Source organism: Shewanella sp. 4t3-1-2LB (assembly GCF_017368415.1).
In the GTDB taxonomy this organism is placed as follows: Bacteria; Pseudomonadota; Gammaproteobacteria; order Enterobacterales; family Shewanellaceae; genus Shewanella; species Shewanella fodinae.
The window spans coordinates 1-17,946 of the sequence record NZ_JAFNJD010000012.1 but is presented as its reverse complement, the minus strand read 5'-3'; the positions used below and the strand labels follow the sequence as shown (position 1 = coordinate 17,946).

10 protein-coding genes are annotated in these 17,946 nt (G+C 50.1%); 8 read left to right on the top strand and 2 right to left on the bottom strand.

Annotation, left to right across the window (positions count from 1 at the left end; all coding sequences use genetic code 11):
* Nucleotides 1-221 precede the first annotated feature (221 nt).
* From J3L11_RS06400 to J3L11_RS06390, 3 genes are read left to right on the top strand one after another with little or no spacing between them, the layout of a single operon-like run.
* Nucleotides 222-1,136, top strand: coding sequence for an ABC transporter ATP-binding protein (locus J3L11_RS06400; protein ID WP_207570521.1), 915 nt, complete (start codon nt 222-224; stop codon nt 1,134-1,136).
* Nucleotides 1,129-3,990, top strand: a complete 2,862-nt coding sequence (locus tag J3L11_RS06395; RefSeq protein ID WP_207570520.1) for a Gldg family protein — start codon at nt 1,129-1,131, stop codon at nt 3,988-3,990. Before J3L11_RS06400 ends, J3L11_RS06395 begins: the two co-directional genes overlap by 8 nt.
* A 4-nt stretch (nt 3,991-3,994) precedes the next feature.
* Nucleotides 3,995-5,161 carry a DUF4340 domain-containing protein gene (locus J3L11_RS06390; protein ID WP_133039260.1) on the top strand — a complete coding sequence of 389 codons (1,167 nt, stop codon included), beginning with the start codon at nt 3,995-3,997 and terminating at the stop codon, nt 5,159-5,161.
* A 73-nt stretch (nt 5,162-5,234) separates the two neighbouring features.
* Here the strand turns inward: J3L11_RS06390 and J3L11_RS06385 are convergent, their stop codons facing one another.
* Nucleotides 5,235-7,517: a DPP IV N-terminal domain-containing protein gene (locus J3L11_RS06385; protein WP_133039261.1), complete on the bottom strand. Its 2,283-nt coding sequence runs from the start codon at nt 7,515-7,517 to the stop codon at nt 5,235-5,237.
* A 367-nt stretch (nt 7,518-7,884) separates the two neighbouring features.
* On the opposite strand from J3L11_RS06385, the gene J3L11_RS06380 reads away from it, so the two are divergent.
* Nucleotides 7,885-9,714, top strand: coding sequence for a diguanylate cyclase (locus J3L11_RS06380; RefSeq protein ID WP_207570519.1), 1,830 nt, complete (start codon nt 7,885-7,887; stop codon nt 9,712-9,714).
* 107 nt (nt 9,715-9,821) lie between these two features.
* Here the strand turns inward: J3L11_RS06380 and J3L11_RS06375 are convergent, their stop codons facing one another.
* Nucleotides 9,822-10,739, bottom strand: a complete 918-nt coding sequence (locus J3L11_RS06375) for a LysR family transcriptional regulator (protein WP_207570518.1) — start codon at nt 10,737-10,739, stop codon at nt 9,822-9,824.
* Nucleotides 10,740-10,837: 98 nt separating this feature from the next.
* Between J3L11_RS06375 and J3L11_RS06370 the strand changes: the two genes are divergently transcribed.
* The 4 genes from J3L11_RS06370 to J3L11_RS06355 form a co-directional block, all read left to right on the top strand.
* A complete protein-coding gene (locus tag J3L11_RS06370) occupies nt 10,838-11,842 on the top strand; it encodes an aldo/keto reductase (RefSeq protein WP_207570517.1) in 1,005 nt (334 codons plus the stop codon).
* A gap of 109 nt (nt 11,843-11,951) precedes the next feature.
* Nucleotides 11,952-12,941, top strand: coding sequence for an LLM class flavin-dependent oxidoreductase (locus J3L11_RS06365; protein WP_207570516.1), 990 nt, complete (start codon nt 11,952-11,954; stop codon nt 12,939-12,941).
* A gap of 492 nt (nt 12,942-13,433) precedes the next feature.
* A complete protein-coding gene (locus J3L11_RS06360; protein ID WP_207570515.1) occupies nt 13,434-15,122 on the top strand; it encodes an NAD-dependent malic enzyme in 1,689 nt (562 codons plus the stop codon).
* Nucleotides 15,123-15,514: 392 nt separating this feature from the next.
* A partial coding sequence (locus tag J3L11_RS06355; RefSeq protein ID WP_207570514.1) for an ExeM/NucH family extracellular endonuclease occupies nt 15,515-17,946 on the top strand: 2,432 nt, incomplete at its 3' end.

Here is a 17,946-nt window from a genome sequence, read left to right as displayed (position 1 = left end):
CTATTCCTATGGAGAACGGAATGATGACAGCGCCAGCTATTTTGCCTCTGCATCGTTTAACAAATACAGCTTCCATCAAGGCCGCTACCCCCCTTTATCGGCGGCTTCCTACGGGCTCTCCTTGGCCCGACACCCGCTAACCCCCAAGCGGGTCTTTTCTTATTCGTTTAATGCCGCGATTTGTTTTCGCGGAAATTGTTACCCAAACACCGGAGAACAATATGATACAGGTTGAACACCTGACCCGCCGATACGACGCATTTACCGCAGTGAATGACGTGAGTTTCCAAATCGGCCAAGGCGAAGTGGTCGGTTTGCTGGGCCATAACGGTGCCGGTAAATCCACCATCATGAAAATGCTGACCGGCTTTCTTGAACCTACCGCCGGTAATATTTACATCGATAAACTCCAGATAGGTAAAGACACTCAGGCGATCCAGGCGCGCATTGGTTACCTGCCGGAAAACTGTCCGGTATGGCCGGAAATGACCGTGATTGATTACCTGGAGTATCAGGCGGCGTTGCATGGTGTGGCACCACTACTCATCCCCCGCCGCGTAGCCGAGGTGATCCGTCGCTGCGCCCTCAAAGAAAAAGCAACTGCCACCATTCAGACCCTGTCTCGAGGCTATCGCCAGCGCGTTGGCGTGGCGCAAGCACTGCTGCACCAGCCAGATATTATCATTCTGGACGAGCCGACAAATGGTCTTGATCCCACACAGATCTTACAGATGCGGCAATTGATCAAAGAACTGGCAGAAACGGCCACGGTTATTGTATCGACCCATATTCTGCAGGAGGTGCAGGCCGTGTGTGAACGGGTACTGATTATGCGCCAAGGACAGTTAGTCGTGGATGCCAGAATTGATGAATTGCAGACAGCTCATGGTCTGCATCTAGCCGTCAATCACGATGCTAGCCAGACCTTGCAGCAACTGCACGGCATTACCACCATCACCCCACATGCAGCAAATGATGGTCTATGGCACTGCCATGTTGAGGCAGAAATAACACTTGCGCCACAGATTGCCAGTGCCATCTGCAACGCAGGCTTACAACTGTATACCCTAGAAATCCAAAAACGTAATCTGGAAAGTGTGTTCGCGGATGTTAACCGGGAGGTTGCTCATGGCTGAGATCCGTCAAATCGCTCGTAAAGAGTTTCGTGGCTTTTTCAATTCCCCGGCCGCATTCCTGTTTTTAGGTGCATTTCTCGCAATTTGTCTGTTTGTGGTGTTCTGGGTTGCGGGCTTCTTTGCCCGTAACATCGCCGATATCAGACCGCTGTTTCAATGGATGCCGCTGTTGATGATCTTTCTGGTAGCAGCATTGACCATGCGCAGTTGGTCAGAAGAACAACGCAGTGGCACGCTGGAATCATTGCTGACCAGCCCGGTCACCCCGCTAAAGCTGGTGGGCGGTAAATTTGTCGCTATGCTGTCGTTAGTGGCACTGGCGTTACTGCTGACGTTGCCACTGCCGATTACCGTTTCTTTTATGGGCCCCTTGGACTGGGGGCCAGTGATCGGCGGTTATGTTGCCTCGTTGTTTCTGGCGGCAGCCTATATCGCTATCGGTTTATATATGAGTTCCCGTACCGATAATGCAATTGTGGCATTGATCCTGACCGTAGTGGTCTGTGGTCTGTTTTACCTTATTGGCACACCACAGCTGACCAACCTGTTTGGCTACGAAACCGGCGATATGCTGCGCGCCCTCAGCACCGATGCCCACTTCCAGTCAATCACTCGCGGGGTACTGGATCTGCGGGATCTTTACTATTACCTGTCGCTGGTGGGAATTTTTATCACTCTGAATCTGCTGCGACTGGAGCGTTTACGCTGGGCCAGTAATCCAGATAACCGTCATCACCGCGAGTGGCGACTACTGTGTGCATTAGCCATTATCAACTTGGTGGTGGCTAATCTGTGGTTGACTCCCATAGGCTGGGCACGACTGGATATGACCCAAGGGCAGCAATACACTCTCTCAGATGCCAGCAAGCACTACCTGCAACAGCTGCAAGAACCGTTACTGATCCGTGGTTATTTTTCAGCCAAAACCCACCCATTGCTGGAACCCTTAGTACCGCAGATAAAGGACCTATTGCAGGAATACGCAGTCGCCTCAGGTAACAAAGTCCGGGTAGAGTTTGTCGATCCGCAGGCAAACCAGAAAGCCGAGCAGGAAGCCGCCGCTCGTTATGGCATCCAGCCACTGTCGTTTGAAACCGCCAGCAAATATTCCGCGGGCGTCATGAGTTCCTACTTTAACGTGGTAATTGCCTATGGCGATCAATACAAGGTATTGAATTATCAGGATCTAATTGAAGTAAAAGGTCGCGGCGACCACTTGGATGTACTGTTGAAAAATCCAGAATACGCTATCACCAGCGCCATTCGTAATGTCCAGCACAAGTGGCAGGATGGTGGCAGCCCGTTTGCGGCAATCAATGGCAAAGTGACCTTCCACGGTTATATGTCTGCCACGACGCAGTTGCCACAACCATTACAAAAGTTACGTGCAGAACTGGACGAAGTGCTCAAACAGCTTGGCAAAAATGCCGATGGCAAACTGCTGACCCAATTTGATGATCCGCAAAACAACAGTGAATTAGCAAAAACGCTGAAGCAACAATACGGCTTTGCGCCACAAGTGATGGGGTTAACAGATCGTCATCCATTCTGGTTCTATATGACACTAGAAAATGGTGGCAGCCATGTGCAGATCCCACTACCAGAGAAGCTGGAGAAGGACGCTTTGAAACGCAGCATTCAGTCGGCATTGCAACGGTTAGCGCCTGGTTTTATGAAGACTGTGGCCTTAGTGGCCCCCAAGCCCAACTACATGCAGCAAGGTGGCGCCAGCTACAGTATGCTGCGGGAAGTGTTGAGTAAAAATCTGCGGGTAGTTGACGAAGATCTTAGCGATGGCAAAGTGTCCCAAGATGCCGACTTCCTGCTGGTCATGGCCCCAGAAAACCTCAGCAATAAAGCGTTGTTTGCCATTGATCAGTTCCTGATGCGTGGCGGCAGTGTGATGATGGCAACCTCCCCCTTTGCCGTTAACATCGGCCAGTCACTCACAGCCCAACAGCAACAGAGTGGTCTGGATAAATGGCTGGCACATTATGGCTTGAGCATCGCGCCACGCATGGTGCTCGATCCGCGCAATGCGGCGTTACCACTGCCAGTAGAGCGTAATGTTGGCGGCATCACCTTAAGAGAAGTACGCATGCTGCCTTATCCGTATTTCCCGGACTTACGTGGTAATCAGTTGTCACCAGACAATCCGGTCACCGCGCAACTGGGCCAGCTGACATTGAACTGGGCCTCACCGGTGACTATCGACAGCAACAAAGCCGGTAACCGCGATATCAGCAAACTACTCACCAGTTCTGCCGATAGCTGGAGTTCTGCCAGCATGAACCTAGTCCCGGATTACCGCGGTTATCCAAGTAATGGCTTCAAGCTGGAAGGCAAACAGCAGTCATATCCACTGGCAGTCGCTGAAACCGGAAGTTTTGATTCCTTCTTTGCCGGCAAACCGTCGCCGTTACTCGCAGATAACAGCACCACCACAACCGCCAATGCGAATCCCCCGGCAAAAACGCAGCCCGATAACAGTTTTGATGGTGTCATCGAGCACTCGCCTGAGTCTGCACGGTTAATCCTGGTGGCCAGTAACGGCTTTGCCAGTGATGCGACGCTGCAACTGGAATCTCAGGGGCTGAGCACTTACTACACCAAACCGCTGGACTTCATCCAGAACAGTATTGACTGGTCACTGGAAGACCCGGCATTGCTGGCCTTGCGTGGACGTACCCAGCTAGCCAGAACCCTATTAGGGATGAAACTGGAGCAACAGCAGTACTGGGAATATCTCAACTATGGTCTGGTGTTATTGGGACTGGCACTGATCTGGCTGTGGCGCCGACAGGTGAAAATCAGCGATCTGCGCCGTTATCAGCAGATCCTGGCGGAGGTATAACAAGATGAAAAAACTCATATATATTCTGAGTGGTCTGCTGGTATTGCAACTGTTGCTAACCGTGGTCCTGAATGCACAGCACAGTGGCATTCAAGGTGCCGCAAAACCCAAGGCGTTACTGGCACTGCAAGACAATGATATTGACCATATCAGCATCAGTGGTAACGATGGCAAAGTCGTTAACCTCGCCAGAACCAACGGCAAATGGCTGCTGTCCGACCAGTCAGATTTTCCGGCTAATCAGCAGCAGGTAACCTCTCTGCTGACGCAGATCCTATCACTGAAACACGGTCTGGCCGTTGCTGACAGTGACAACGCCGCCCACCGTTTCAAAGTGGCAAAAGACAATTTTGAACGAAAAGTGGTGTTGTCGCAGCAGCACGTCGATATGGCAACCCTGTATTTGGGCACTTCGGCAAGTATGCGGGAAACCCATTTGCGGCTGGAAGGTGAAGCGCAAGTGTATCTGGCCAATCTGCCGGTTTACCGCTTGCCTGTCACCAATAAGGAGTGGATGCAGCAGGATTTACTGCAGTTGAAAACCACTAACATCAAAGCGTTAAAAATAGGCGATATGACGTTGAGCCGGAAAATAGACCATGCCCAAACCTCAGCGTCCCAGCAGCCGTTGCCAGCAACCATTGCCGACAATGGCAAAGTACAGAAAATGGTAGATAAACTGATTGATGATAACGGCAATAGCAAAGACCTGAAAAATGCAGCATCAACACCCCCTGAGAACTCAGGTTGGCAGTTGACACCGTTAGCTGCCGGTAATCGCGTCAATCTGGGTGCCGTCAATCAAGCGCTACAGCAACTGACCTCCCTGCGTGTCAGTGACCTGCTCGGGGTGGAGCAAAAAGCCAATTTTGGTTTGGATACCCCCCTATTGCAGCTTACGGTACAACGTAACCAGGGCGATGATGTCAGCTACCGCCTAGGGCAAATGAGTGACAGTAAAGACTATGTACTCAAATCTTCACTGAGTCAGCAGTATTTCCGTCTGCCGCAAGCGCAAGGTGCCGCTTTTGCCACTGCGTTTAACGCCAGCGCCTTCAGTGAACCACTAACGCCCGCCAAAACGGATAAGGTTAAGGTCGGTAGCAATTCCATCAACCCCGTTGCCGAGCCAAGCACTGGCCAGAAGGCTCAGACTACTCAGACTAAGTAAGGCTTTCTTCCCCCCAACCAAAGCCGCCAGAGGCCACCGTTCATGGTGGCCTTTTTATAATAAAGCCGCGCTATTACTGCTTATTCCAGTTCGGGGTTGGTTGCTGTAACAGATGCTTAATAAAGAACATAAACTGCCGCCGCTGCACATAGTCAATCGGCCCGGTAGAACGACCAACCGAGTGCTCGCCGCCCGGCACTTCCAGCAGCTCAAAATCTTTATTGGCATTAATAAGCGCATTCACCAGCTGCAAGGACGAAGAGGGATCGACGTTACTGTCCTGCTCGCCGAAGATGATCAGCAGTTGCCCTTGCAACTTGGCCGCATTCACCACCGCCGAACTGCGCAGATAGCTATCATCGACTGGCCAGCCCATCCACTGTTCATTCCAGCTCATTTTATCCATGCGATTGTCATAGCAACCGGCAAAAGCGACCCCGACGCTGTAAAATTCTGGATGGAACAACAAGGCACTCAGCGTACTCTGGCCGCCCGCAGAAGCACCATAAATGCCCACACCGTTGCTGATGTCATACCAGGGGAACTTCTTGGCAGCCGCCTGATGCCACAAGATACGATCTGGGAAACCTGAATCCCCCAGATTTTTCCAGGCCACATCATGAAATGCTTTGGAGCGATTGGCGGTGCCCATGCCGTCCATTTGCACCACAATAAACCCCAAATTTGCCAGCGCCTGCATACCGATGACTTTGTCGCCACCCGAGTGATAACCAAACGGCCAGAAATCTTTTGGCACAAAGCTGTCGTGTGGCCCGGCATAGATATTTTCAATCACCGGGTAGTGTTTACTGGGGTCGAAATGCTGCGGTTTTACTATCAATCCCCAGATATCACTCTTGCCATCACGGCCTTTTGCCACAAACACCTGCGGCGCTTTGAATCCCGCCGCCGTCAATTGGGAGATATCGGCTTTAGCAATCACCCGCACTAAAGTGCCATCAGCTTTTTTCAACTCGGCGACATTGGGCAGATCAACCCGTGAATAGTTGTCGACAAAATACTGCATATCGTCAGAGAAACTGACGTGATGATTGGCTGCAGTTTGGGTGATTTCCGTCAGTCCTGAGCCATCAAAATTCACCCGGTAATAGTGCACAAAGTAAGGGTCTTCTCCCGCGTTGACACCGCTGGCGGCAAACCAGATTTGCCGTTTTTCATCATCGACATGCACTACTTCGCGCACTGGCCAGTTACCCTGAGTTATCAGGTTTTTCACCTTGCCGCGCTTGCCGTCATACAGATACAGATGCGCCCAACCATCGCGCTCCGACAGCCAGATCACTTCCTTGCCAAGCTGACTGACGTCATGGCGATAGCCCCGCCATTGATAGATAAAGGTGTTGCTGGTCTCATCAATCACCACCCGCCCCTTGCCACTGGCGGCATCCACTTCAATTAAACGCGCCTGCTGATGACCTCGGCGGGTATATTCAAAAGCAAAGGTTTTGCTATCAGCTCGCCAGTATAAATTGGCCAGATCATAGGCATTCGGGAACAAGCTGGCATCAATATCGGTATGTTTGCCAGTGTGCAGGTCAAACAGGACGGGTTGCTCCATATCGATAGCATCGCCGGGCTTAGGATAGAGCTGTTGGATCACCTCAGGCTGCAATTGCGTCTGCGGCGATGACAAGACCCGAGTCACATAACGCGCATAGCCTGGAGTTACCCGGAAAATCACTAAATAACGGGAATCCGGCGACCACTGAATGGTTTGCGGATCGTAAAAATTGCCCGCCGTCCCCTCCTGACTTAGCAACACAATTTTGCCATGTTGATCAACAACCTGCAGGTTATGATCAACCACATGCGCTTGCAGCTTGCCATCCGGCGATGGCCGTAAATGATTGTCCGCAGGCACGCGAAGATCGCGCACTTCATCATCAGCCATCGGCTGCGAAGTCTCAGGTTTCTTGGCACAATTCGCCTGAGTCAAACTACAATGCCAAGGCTCATAGTGCAGGTAAAAGCCGATGCCGTCATCCTCATACCAGAAGTCATCAAATGGCAGCGCCAACGCCGTTACATTTTCAGCCTGTGCCTTGCTTAACCCGTTGGCTACCAGCGTTTGGTCAAAGGCCGGGCCTTTTTGTCCGTTGTCGGCATTTTCTTTGATAAAAGCAAAGCCACCCGCAACCGTCACGCGGTAATAGAATTCATGAGTTCCTGGCAGCCAGTGGGCCGGGAATGCCAGATTGCGTGTCAGTACCTGCCAATTCTGGCGTAGCTCAACACTGGCTCGAATATCTGCAGCGGTTGCGGCCATTACTGACACAGACGTAATCATTAATAACAGCGCACTCGCCAGAAATCTCGGTAATAAAGCATGTGTCATAGTGATATTTTCTTTCCCTCAAAAGCCACCCGCAAACAGTGGTACTGTTATTAATTATTTTGAATACCGTATACCAAATATATATAATTGCAAACCAGTGCAATATACAATCAATATCATTCTGGCCATGATAATTGGTGTGCTAACTGTTTATTCAATATGAATAAAATATACCAAAAGCGAATACCATATGATATTTATCTTATTAATCATGATGATATAGAATGCCATTTCATAAAGTGAGTTTATGGTATTGACTGTAATTCGATTAATGCCAACTTACATTTTTACGTCACTCTGTAGCTGTATTACCGGGCCGAACTCGTTACAATGCGCCTTTCTCGCTGTTCGGTAGGCCGTCCGTAATATGAGCGTTGTTTTACATATTTTTTACCGTCGTGGACTGCAGTTGTGCATTTGGCTACTGCTGACGCTCGCAACGGCTCAAGCTTCACCGCTACAGCTGCAAGATCTCAACACCCCGAAATTGTTAGACAATGCCTTCGCGATGTTACGGGATCCATCGGGTAAGTTATCACTATCCGAGGTCAAGCAACGCACATTTCACCAGTATGGCAATAGTGAAGCATTGCATATTGGTTACACCACTGATGCCGTCTGGCTGAAACTACAACTTAGTGCCACTGCAAACGCTCCAGCCCCCTGGGTAATGGATTTCCATTATGGGTATCTGGATCAACTAGATGCTTATATCGAATACTCGGATGGCCGAACAGTACACCAGCGCAACGGCTTTGCGGTGCCACCGGTTGACCGTGCTATCGCTAATGGTACCCCGGCATTTTGGTTAACGTTACCCGCTAATGAAATTGTTACCGTCTATATTCGAGTCAAAGCCTACGGCAGCATGACACTCAATGCCACGCTCTATCCGCAGTGGGCATTTCATGCACACAGCAACCGTAACCTTTTGTTTCAAACGATCTTTGCGGGGATGTTTTTGGCATTGTGGTGCTACAACATGTTTCTGGGGTTGGTACTGAAACAGCGCCCTTACCTGTCCTACAGTGCTTATCTGCTGGTATTTGGCATCACTACTGTCACCGCTATTGGGCACGGTTCCCTGTATCTGTGGCCGCTATTAGGGCCGATAATCAATCATGTGGTGCCCACGGGCTATTCCACCGCCGTAGTGCTGGCATTGCTGTTTGCCCGGGACTACATGGCGACCAAGCAACGGGCACCGATAGTGGACAGCACTCTAAAATGGGCCATATGGCTAAGCACGTTAGCGGCGCTGGCAACCGTAATATTACCGGTGCAGATTGGCGTACAGATTATGTCGGCAATAGGCGTATCCATTGCCGCGTTGATGATGTGGTGTGGTGTTTTCGGCGTCTATCGTAAGATACCTGCCGCCCGATACTTTTTAGTCGGATGGATCTGTATGTTAATCGGCACCGCTATGGTATCGCTGCGTAACATGGGTTGGTTGCCTGACAATTTCATCACCTTTTACGGTATGCAACTTGGCTCCACCATCGAAATGCTGCTGTTGTCGTTGGGTTTAGCCTCCCGTTTCAATGAGATGAAACGCCAGAAAGAAGCCGCGCAAGCAGCACTGGTCGAAACCCTGATGCATCAGGAATCACTACTGGAACAAAAAGTGTTACAGCGCACAGCCGAACTGGAAGCAGCCAAGCTGGAGTTAGAGAATATGGTTTATCGGGATCCGCTGACAAAACTCTATAATCGCAACGGTCTCGAACATATGCTGGATGAGGTGTACCAGCATTCGCGCCGCCAGCAACGGATATTGGCGCTACTGCTGATCGACCTTGATGATTTCAAGCTGATTAATGACAAACACGGCCATAGCATGGGCGATCATCTACTACAAATCATTGCCCAAAGGCTCAATAGCTGTGCCGTTGAAAACGACATGGTGGCCCGCTTAGGTGGGGATGAATTTGTGCTGTTATCTGACCGTTTTCACGACAAGCCCACCTTGCAGCAGTTTGGGCAGAAAGTGAAACAGATACTGACTCAGGCGGTATTGTTACCCAACGGCTGCACCGTCAGAATTGGCACCAGTATCGGCATCTGTTTTGGCGATCCCCATCTGGTAGACTCATCATCACTATTGCGCCGCGCCGACAGCGCCATGTACTTAATTAAACATTTTGAAAAAAATGATGTTGCCATCGACGATATGCGACGTCGCGCTAACAGTTAACCCTGTGGCGTATTTTATCCAAACCGTCAGCAGCTGATGACCAAGGTGCACTGCGATGTAGTCTAGTCGCGCCTTATAACAGCCAAGGCAGCAGACACAGTAATAACTTATCGCGGGACTCCACGCTGCAACGGCACTTGTTCTCGGATAGTTTGCGACAACCAATCGATAAACACTTGTAAGCGCTGGCTGGTATTGCGATTTTTAGGGTACAACATGGCGATTGGCATTGCCGATGGGGGATAATCCGCCAGCACCCGTTGCAGTAATCCCTGTTGCAGATATTGTGCAATGCCATAAACGGGCACCTGCACTAATCCCATGCCCGCCAATCCTGCGGCGATATAGGCATCCGAGCCATTGGTGGTAATGGGATGGGGCAACATTAACTTCTGATATTTGCCCTCTACCAAAAACTCCAGCGGTTCCACCCGTCCAGAGGAAGGCAGTACATACCCCACCATCTGGTGTTCATTAAGATCATCTGGGCATAACGGCACACCGAATTGTTGCAAATAGCCTGGACTCGCCAAAGTAACAATGGGAATAGCGCCAAGGTCGCGCCCAATCAGATTGCTGTCATTCAAAGGCCCAGCACGTAACACTAGGTCGACACCGCTTTCGAGCAGATCCACCCGGCTATCAGTGACGCCGATATTCAGCTCGATCCCTGGATAACGCTGTCGAAATTCCGCCAAGGCTGGGATAATCAGCATCCGCGCGAAATGCGTTGGCACACTGATACGCAACACCCCACTTGGCTGGTGATCTTCGGCAAACAATCCTGCCAGTTCATCCCAATCCGCCAGCAATTGCCGAGCTTTTTCCAGAACGGCTGTCCCGGATTCCGTCAGCCGTACCTGGCGCGTAGTACGTTGCAACAACTGCATATTCAGTTGCTGTTCCAGGCGTTGTACCGCCTGCGTTACGGTCGAGCGCGGCAGATTGAGGCTCACCGCCGCCTTGGTAAAACTGTGACTTTCACACACACGTTGATAAATCGCCAGGGTTTGCAGCCTATCCATATTGTTCGTGATTTATGAATTCTAAAACTGTTATAAGCATCTTTATCCTAAAAGTAAAAACAAAGATGCTATATCTACCGACATAAGGGAGATTCAAGATGCAACATAGAACGTTAGGGGCCAATGGCCCACAGGTTTCAGCATTGGCACTGGGCTGCATGGGAATGAGTGAATTCTACGGCGCCGCCGATGAACAGGAATCATTGGCAACGCTAGACCTAGCGCTGGCATCAGGGGTTAACTTCTGGGATACCGCAGATATTTATGGTCCGCATACCAACGAAATCCTGTTAAGCAAGGCGCTGAAAGGCCGCCGCCAACAGATTTTCCTCGCCACTAAGTTTGGTATTGTGCGCGATGCTGCCAACCCTCGAAAACGCGGTGTTTGCGGCCGACCTGAATACGTTAAACAGGCAGTTGAAGACAGTCTTAAACGCCTCGGCACCGAACATATTGATCTTTATTATCAGCATCGGATGGACCCAGATGTGCCGGTCGAAGAGACCGTTGGCGCCATGGCAGAACTGGTTAAAGCTGGGAAAGTGCGTTATCTGGGGCTGAGCGAAGTTGACCCAGAGCGCCTGCGCCGAGCCCATCAAGTGCACCCAATTACCGCTGTGCAAAGTGAATACTCACTGTGGACTCGCGACCCCGAATACGGTGTCCTCGATACCTGCCGCGAGCTCGGCATAGGTTTTGTGGCCTACAGTCCACTGGGGCGAGGTTTTCTCAGCGGAGCTATCCGTAGCGTGGATGACTTTGATGCCGATGACTATCGCCGCTTTAATCCCAGATTTCAGGGAGAAAACTTCCAGCGCAATCTGGCACTGGTGGATGCAGTGACTGAATTGGCACAGGCGAAAGGCATTACCCCGTCACAACTAGCACTGGCTTGGTTATTGGCGCAGGATCAGCATTTAATCCCACTGTTTGGCACCAAACGCCGGAAATATCTGCAAGACAACATCCAAGCGGCAGAGGTGCACTTGTCAACCGAAGAGTTAGCTGCCATCGATAAGGTTTTCCCCGCCGACAAGGTCGCTGGCAGTCGTTATGCCGCCAATATGATGTCGCTGTTACCACAGGTGCCAGCACACAAATAGCCAGCATTTTCTCAACGGGTTCGGTCAACAGGTGACTGAGCCCGCTGCTATCTCTGTGTTATAGCCTCTGTGTTATAGTGCCATCTAAATTGAATGTTTTGGAGCTAACATGACACTTCCCTATTCAGTGCTGGATTTAGCCCCGGTTGCGGTAAACAGTGATATCGCCACCGCGTTTACGCAGTCACTGCAACTGGCACAGCATGCCGAAAGCCTAGGTTATAGCCGCTACTGGCTGGCAGAACATCACAACATGCCAGGCATTGCCAGTGCCGCAACCTCAGTGCTGTTATGTCATCTGGGCAACGGTACTTCCCATATCCGTTTAGGCTCTGGCGGCATCATGTTGCCCAATCATTCACCCTTAGTGATAGCCGAACAGTTCGGTACGCTGGCAACGCTGTTTGGTGACCGCATCGATCTGGGACTGGGCCGCGCCCCCGGCACCGATCAACTGACAATGCACGCATTGCGGCGTCAGCCTCAGGCCGCGGTTGACAGTTTTCCGGAAGATGTGGCCGAATTGCAGCATTATTTCAGTGAGGAAAACGGTGCAGTACAAGCGGTGCCCGGCAAAGGTTTACCAGTGCCATTGTGGTTATTGGGTTCCAGCCTTTACAGCGCGCAATTAGCGGCGCAGATGGGGCTCCCTTTTGCTTTTGCTGCTCACTTTGCCCCGGAAATGATGGTACGAGCATTAACGCTGTATCGCAGTCAATTTCGCCCATCAACCCGCTGGGCTAAGCCTTATGCTATGGTGTGTGTCAATCTGGTGGCGGCAGACGATAAACAGCACGCCCATTACCTGTTTAGCTCAGTACAGCAACAATTCCTGCACCTGTACCGTGGCACCGCCGGAAAAATTCCGTTACCGGTAGCCAAACTGGCAGATGACTGGGAACCACATGAAATCAACGCGATGGAACGTACTTTAGCCCGGTCACTGGTAGGTAATAGCGATGATATTCGCCAAGGGATCGCAGCATTACTAGCAGAAACACAGGCCGACGAACTGATGTTTAACGGACCGATTGTCGAGCAGCAGGCCCGACTGCATTCTTTCAGCATTGGCGCAGAGGTAATGCAAGCGTTAGGTTAGCCAACGTTCAATGACAAAGCGTCACCGGGCTTAAACCATACGCGGCAATACTCAGTTAAGCGCCGTTTGCTTTCTGAAGAGCACTAAAGCCCCAATCAACTATTGAGTGGCACCGATATAGGTCTATTGGAATAGTCATACGGCTTTGATGTGATGGTCAAACAGAGAAAAAAAGCAATTAACAGACACAAGGTTACTTTCAGATTTTTCAAACTAAGTTCCTTTTAAGCTTTTCAATATCTGGTATCCAAATGTTTGATTACCGCTATAACACAGATTGCTAAGCATGACACATTTCCCGCCGGCACGGCCACTACCCGATAGTTTCATGGGTTGGTTATGCCACCTACGAAGCCAACCGCTTAGTTTTGAACTAAAAACTCACCAGTTCACACACTAAAGCCTAACAAAGGTCACATTTCGTGCTACTCTATGGCGACCTGGATCACAGAATTCCAGCTAATCAAACAAGACGCCAATCGAAGGTTCGCTATGGACGATAAAAAACGCCCGCTGTATTTGCCATTTGCGGGTCCTGCACTTCTTGAAGCTCCACTTATTAACAAGGGCAGCGCTTTCACCGAAGAGGAACGGATGTTCTTCAATCTGGATGGATTGCTGCCTTACTACATTGAAACCATTGAGGAACAGGCATCTCGTGCCTATGACCAGTTCCGCAGTTTCAATAACGATCTCGATAAGCACATTTACCTGCGCAATATTCAAGACACCAACGAAACCCTGTTCTACCGTCTGGTACAGAACCACATCAGTGAAATGATGCCGGTTATCTATACACCAACGGTAGGTCTGGCCTGTGAGCGCTTTTCTAAAAACTGGCGCCGCAACCGTGGGTTGTTCCTGTCTTATCCTTATAAAGATCGTATCGACGATATCCTCAACAACTCCACCCGCCATAAGGTAAAAGTGATAGTGATGACCGATGGCGAACGGATCCTGGGTCTTGGTGACCAGGGGATTGGTGGTATGGGGATACCTATCGGGAAACTGTCGCTATATACCAGTTGTGGCGGTATCAGCCCGGCTTATACCTTGCCAATTACGCTAGATGTGGGCACAGATAATCCGCATCTGCTGGAAGATCCCATGTATATGGGCTGGCGCCATAAGCGCATCGGTGGCGACGAATACTACGAATTTATCGAAGCCGTCATGCAGGCCATTCACCGCCGCTGGCCTGACACCTTGATCCAGTTTGAGGACTTCGCCCAGAAAAATGCGATGCCAATCCTGGAACGCTACAAAGATAAGTACTGCTGTTTCAACGATGACATTCAAGGTACGGCCGCGGTTACGGTTGGTTCACTGCTGGCCGCCTGTAAAGCCGCCCACAGTAAACTCAGCGAACAGTGCATTGCCTTCTTGGGTGCAGGCAGTGCGGGTTGCGGTATTGCCGAAGCAATTGTGGCGCAGATGGTGTCTGAAGGCATCAGCGACGAACAAGCGCGGCGGCAGGTATTTATGGTGGATCGTTGGGGTCTGCTGCAGGATAACATGCCAAATCTGTTGCCGTTCCAGCAAAAACTGGCGCAGAAACGGGATGATATTGAACATTGGCAGAACTTCTGTGACAACATCTCGCTGTTGGATGTGGTCAATAATGCCAAACCTACCGTACTCATTGGTGTATCTGGCGCGCCGGGGCTGTTTACCGAAGAAATTATCCGCGCCATGCACAGCCACTGTTCGCGGCCGATTATCTTCCCGCTGTCAAACCCCACCAGCCGGGTTGAAGCAACGCCGAAAGATATTCTGCATTGGACCTCAGGTCAGGCACTGGTGGCCACTGGCAGCCCGTTTGAACCTGTGGTAATGGAAGGTCAGACCTATGAAATTGCCCAGTGTAACAACAGCTATATTTTCCCCGGTATTGGTTTGGGTGTATTGGCGACTGGCGCAAGAAGAGTCACTGACGAAATGTTGATGGCGTCTAGTCGGGCGCTGGCAGAATGTTCACCGCTCGCCATTAATGGTGAAGGTTCGCTATTACCTCGACTGGAAGAGATCCATAACGTCAGCAGGCACATTGCGTTTGTCGTCGGTAAAACCGCCATTGAACAAGGCCACGCCTTGCCAACCACCGATGAATTGTTATTGCAGGCCATAGAAAGTAACTTCTGGTATCCAGAATATCGTCGCTATCGTCGCACATCATTCTGAGTCAACGTTATTATAAAAACAGAACATCTGCGCCATATTGGCAGATGTTCTGTTTTTTATTTTCCGTATTACCGCTTTTTAATTAAATGATAATGCTACTCAACTAAGAGCAGCCAACATTTAAAACCTTTCCTTTCAATCTGTTATATCCAAACTCGTCGTTAACATTTCTACATCAATTGTTTTAAATAAAAATAAGTCATTATTATAATCACTCAAAATATTGTTTTTAATAGATAAAAAAGAAAACAGTAGACAGAATTCTTATCACCAATTTGTTAATTTACTGGTCAATAATTTTGCAATAATTTCACAATATATCCTTGCTAGAGTCATGAAGCGTCAATAACATGCTTGATTGCTTAATAAGCAAAACCCAATAAGGAACAAGGATGAAACTCAATAAATCACTTTCGGCCGTTGCCTGGTCTATAGCCAGTCTTTATACGGTCGCCGCACATGCAGAAGTCCCTACACTGTTTATTTCCGAATATCTTGAAGGCGCTAGCAACAATAAGGCGCTGGAACTCTACAACAACACCAGCAGCAGTTTGCTACTGGATAACTACCGTGTGGAAATCTATGCCAACGGTAAAACCAGTGCCAGTTCCACCATTAAACTGAGCGGCACGCTGGCTGCAGGCAAGACTTATGTGATTGCCAACTCCGCTGCCGTTTTTGCTGACAGCGCCGATCTAACCAGCGGGTCACTGAATTACAACGGCAACGATGCGGTACTGCTCAAGCAGGGTGACACCGTTATCGACAGCATTGGTCAGGTTGGCAACGATCCCGGTAAAGCTTGGGGCAGTGGTGATATCACCACCTTGGATCACGACTTGCGCCGCGCCAGCGCTATAACCGATATCGATCCTACTGATGAATACGATCCAGCTGCCCAATGGTTCAGTTTTGCTAAAGATGATTTTTCAGATCTGGGGATTTATGGCAGTGACAATGGTTCTGGTAACGATAACGGAGACACTCCAGTTGTTGAACTCAGCTGTGACGATGACACCGTTGCCATTGGCAGTGTGCAGGGTAACGGCTTAACCACACCGCTGGCAGACCAACAAGTAGAAATCGCCGGGGTGGTAACGTCTGTATTTCCAGGGTTAAGTGGATTTTATGTGCAGGATGCCGGAGATGCGGATGCGACCACCTCTGACGGTATCTTTATCTATGCTGGCGCAAAAGCCATGGATAATGTCACCGTAGGTGATGTATACGTGGTTCGCGGCATCGCAGCTGAGTATTACGATAATACTCAGCTAAAGAATCCTGACTGGAAACAATGTGGCACTGGGAGTTTGCCTGCCGCAGTAAACGTGACGTTGCCCGTCAGCGACTTATCGACCCTAGAAGCGCTGGAAGGCATGCTGGTGCATTTTGACAGTCTCACTATTAATGATGTCAATGATCTGGCTAACTATGGCGAGGTGACACTGAGCAACGGTCGGCGTATGACTCCGACTCAGGTTGCCGAATCCGGTGAGGCTGCTGCCGCAATTTATGATGAAAACCGTCGTAACGCGATTGTGCTGGATGAGGGGGTATCAGGCAAAATTAATGGCACAACACCACCCTATCCTTATCCTGGTTTCTCCGCCGATAACTCATTACGAGTTGGTGATACCGTCAGCAATATCACCGGGCCACTCTATTACTCGTTCAACCAGTATCATGTATCACCGATAAATACGGTCACATTTGATAGCAGTGTTAACCCACGCAGCGATTACCCCGAACTGTCGAGTGAAGGCAATTTACGGGTTGCCTCGTTTAACGTATTGAACTTCTTTAACGGTGACGGTGCAGGTGCCGGGTTCCCAACCTCGCGTGGCGCATCCACCTATGAAGATTTTCTGAAACAGAAAGCTAAAATTGTCGCCGCACTCAGCAATATGCAAGCCGACGTCATCGGCTTGCTGGAAATCGAAAATGATGGTTATGGCGAGCAATCTGCCATTGCTGAACTGACTGCAGCGTTGTCTGAAGCCACCGGGCAGCATTGGGCCTATGTCAATCCTGGTGTGGAGCAGTTGGGTACAGATGTGATTACCAGTGCCTTTATTTATCGCGCAGATGTGGTGACGCCTGTCGGTGCCGCTAAATATCTGGATAAAACTAACTCCATAGTAGATGAAAACGACATACCGCTGTTTAACAGCGACAAAATGCGGCCATCACTAGGCCAGACCTTCAAACTCAACCATGAAAAGGCCATCTTGACTACAGTGATTAACCACCTGCGTTCTAAAGGTGGTAGCTGTGGTGCTGGTGATGATGACAATAGTCCTGGCGGCTCTGGAGCCTGTAATGGCACCCGTACCCGCGCAACCACAGCAATTGCGCAATGGGTTGCCGATAACTACGCTGATCAACCAGTGCTATTAATGGGCGACTTTAACGCCTACGCTAAGGAAGACCCGATCCTGACGCTGGAAGATAGCGGCTTTGAGCGAGTGGACGATATTGTGGGTAACAGCGACAGCTACAGTTATGTATTTGATGGATTGAGTGGTCAGCTGGACCACGCACTTGCCAACGACAAATTGGCCAATGCCGTGGTTGCGGTAACCGAATGGCACATTAACGCCGATGAAACATCGTCACTGGAATATGATAACAGCTACGCCGATGACAGCCTGTTCCGTTCTTCTGATCATGATCCTGTGGTGATGGAACTGGATCTGCGTAAACCCCATGGCGTAGGTCATCACCCGCACGGTCATCATCATGGTTGGGGTTGGGGCTGGAGCCATGGCTATAGCTGGGGCTGGAGCCATGGCTCCAGCCCCAACCCCAACCATGATGATGACCG

Coding starts and splice junctions, on each gene's coding strand:
- J3L11_RS06400 (WP_207570521.1), top strand. CDS start 222: ATGATACAGGTTGAACACCTGACCCGCCGATACGACGCATTTACCGCA.
- J3L11_RS06395 (WP_207570520.1), top strand. CDS start 1,129: ATGGCTGAGATCCGTCAAATCGCTCGTAAAGAGTTTCGTGGCTTTTTC.
- J3L11_RS06390 (WP_133039260.1), top strand. CDS start 3,995: ATGAAAAAACTCATATATATTCTGAGTGGTCTGCTGGTATTGCAACTG.
- J3L11_RS06385 (WP_133039261.1), bottom strand. CDS start 7,517: ATGACACATGCTTTATTACCGAGATTTCTGGCGAGTGCGCTGTTATTA.
- J3L11_RS06380 (WP_207570519.1), top strand. CDS start 7,885: ATGAGCGTTGTTTTACATATTTTTTACCGTCGTGGACTGCAGTTGTGC.
- J3L11_RS06375 (WP_207570518.1), bottom strand. CDS start 10,739: ATGGATAGGCTGCAAACCCTGGCGATTTATCAACGTGTGTGTGAAAGT.
- J3L11_RS06370 (WP_207570517.1), top strand. CDS start 10,838: ATGCAACATAGAACGTTAGGGGCCAATGGCCCACAGGTTTCAGCATTG.
- J3L11_RS06365 (WP_207570516.1), top strand. CDS start 11,952: ATGACACTTCCCTATTCAGTGCTGGATTTAGCCCCGGTTGCGGTAAAC.
- J3L11_RS06360 (WP_207570515.1), top strand. CDS start 13,434: ATGGACGATAAAAAACGCCCGCTGTATTTGCCATTTGCGGGTCCTGCA.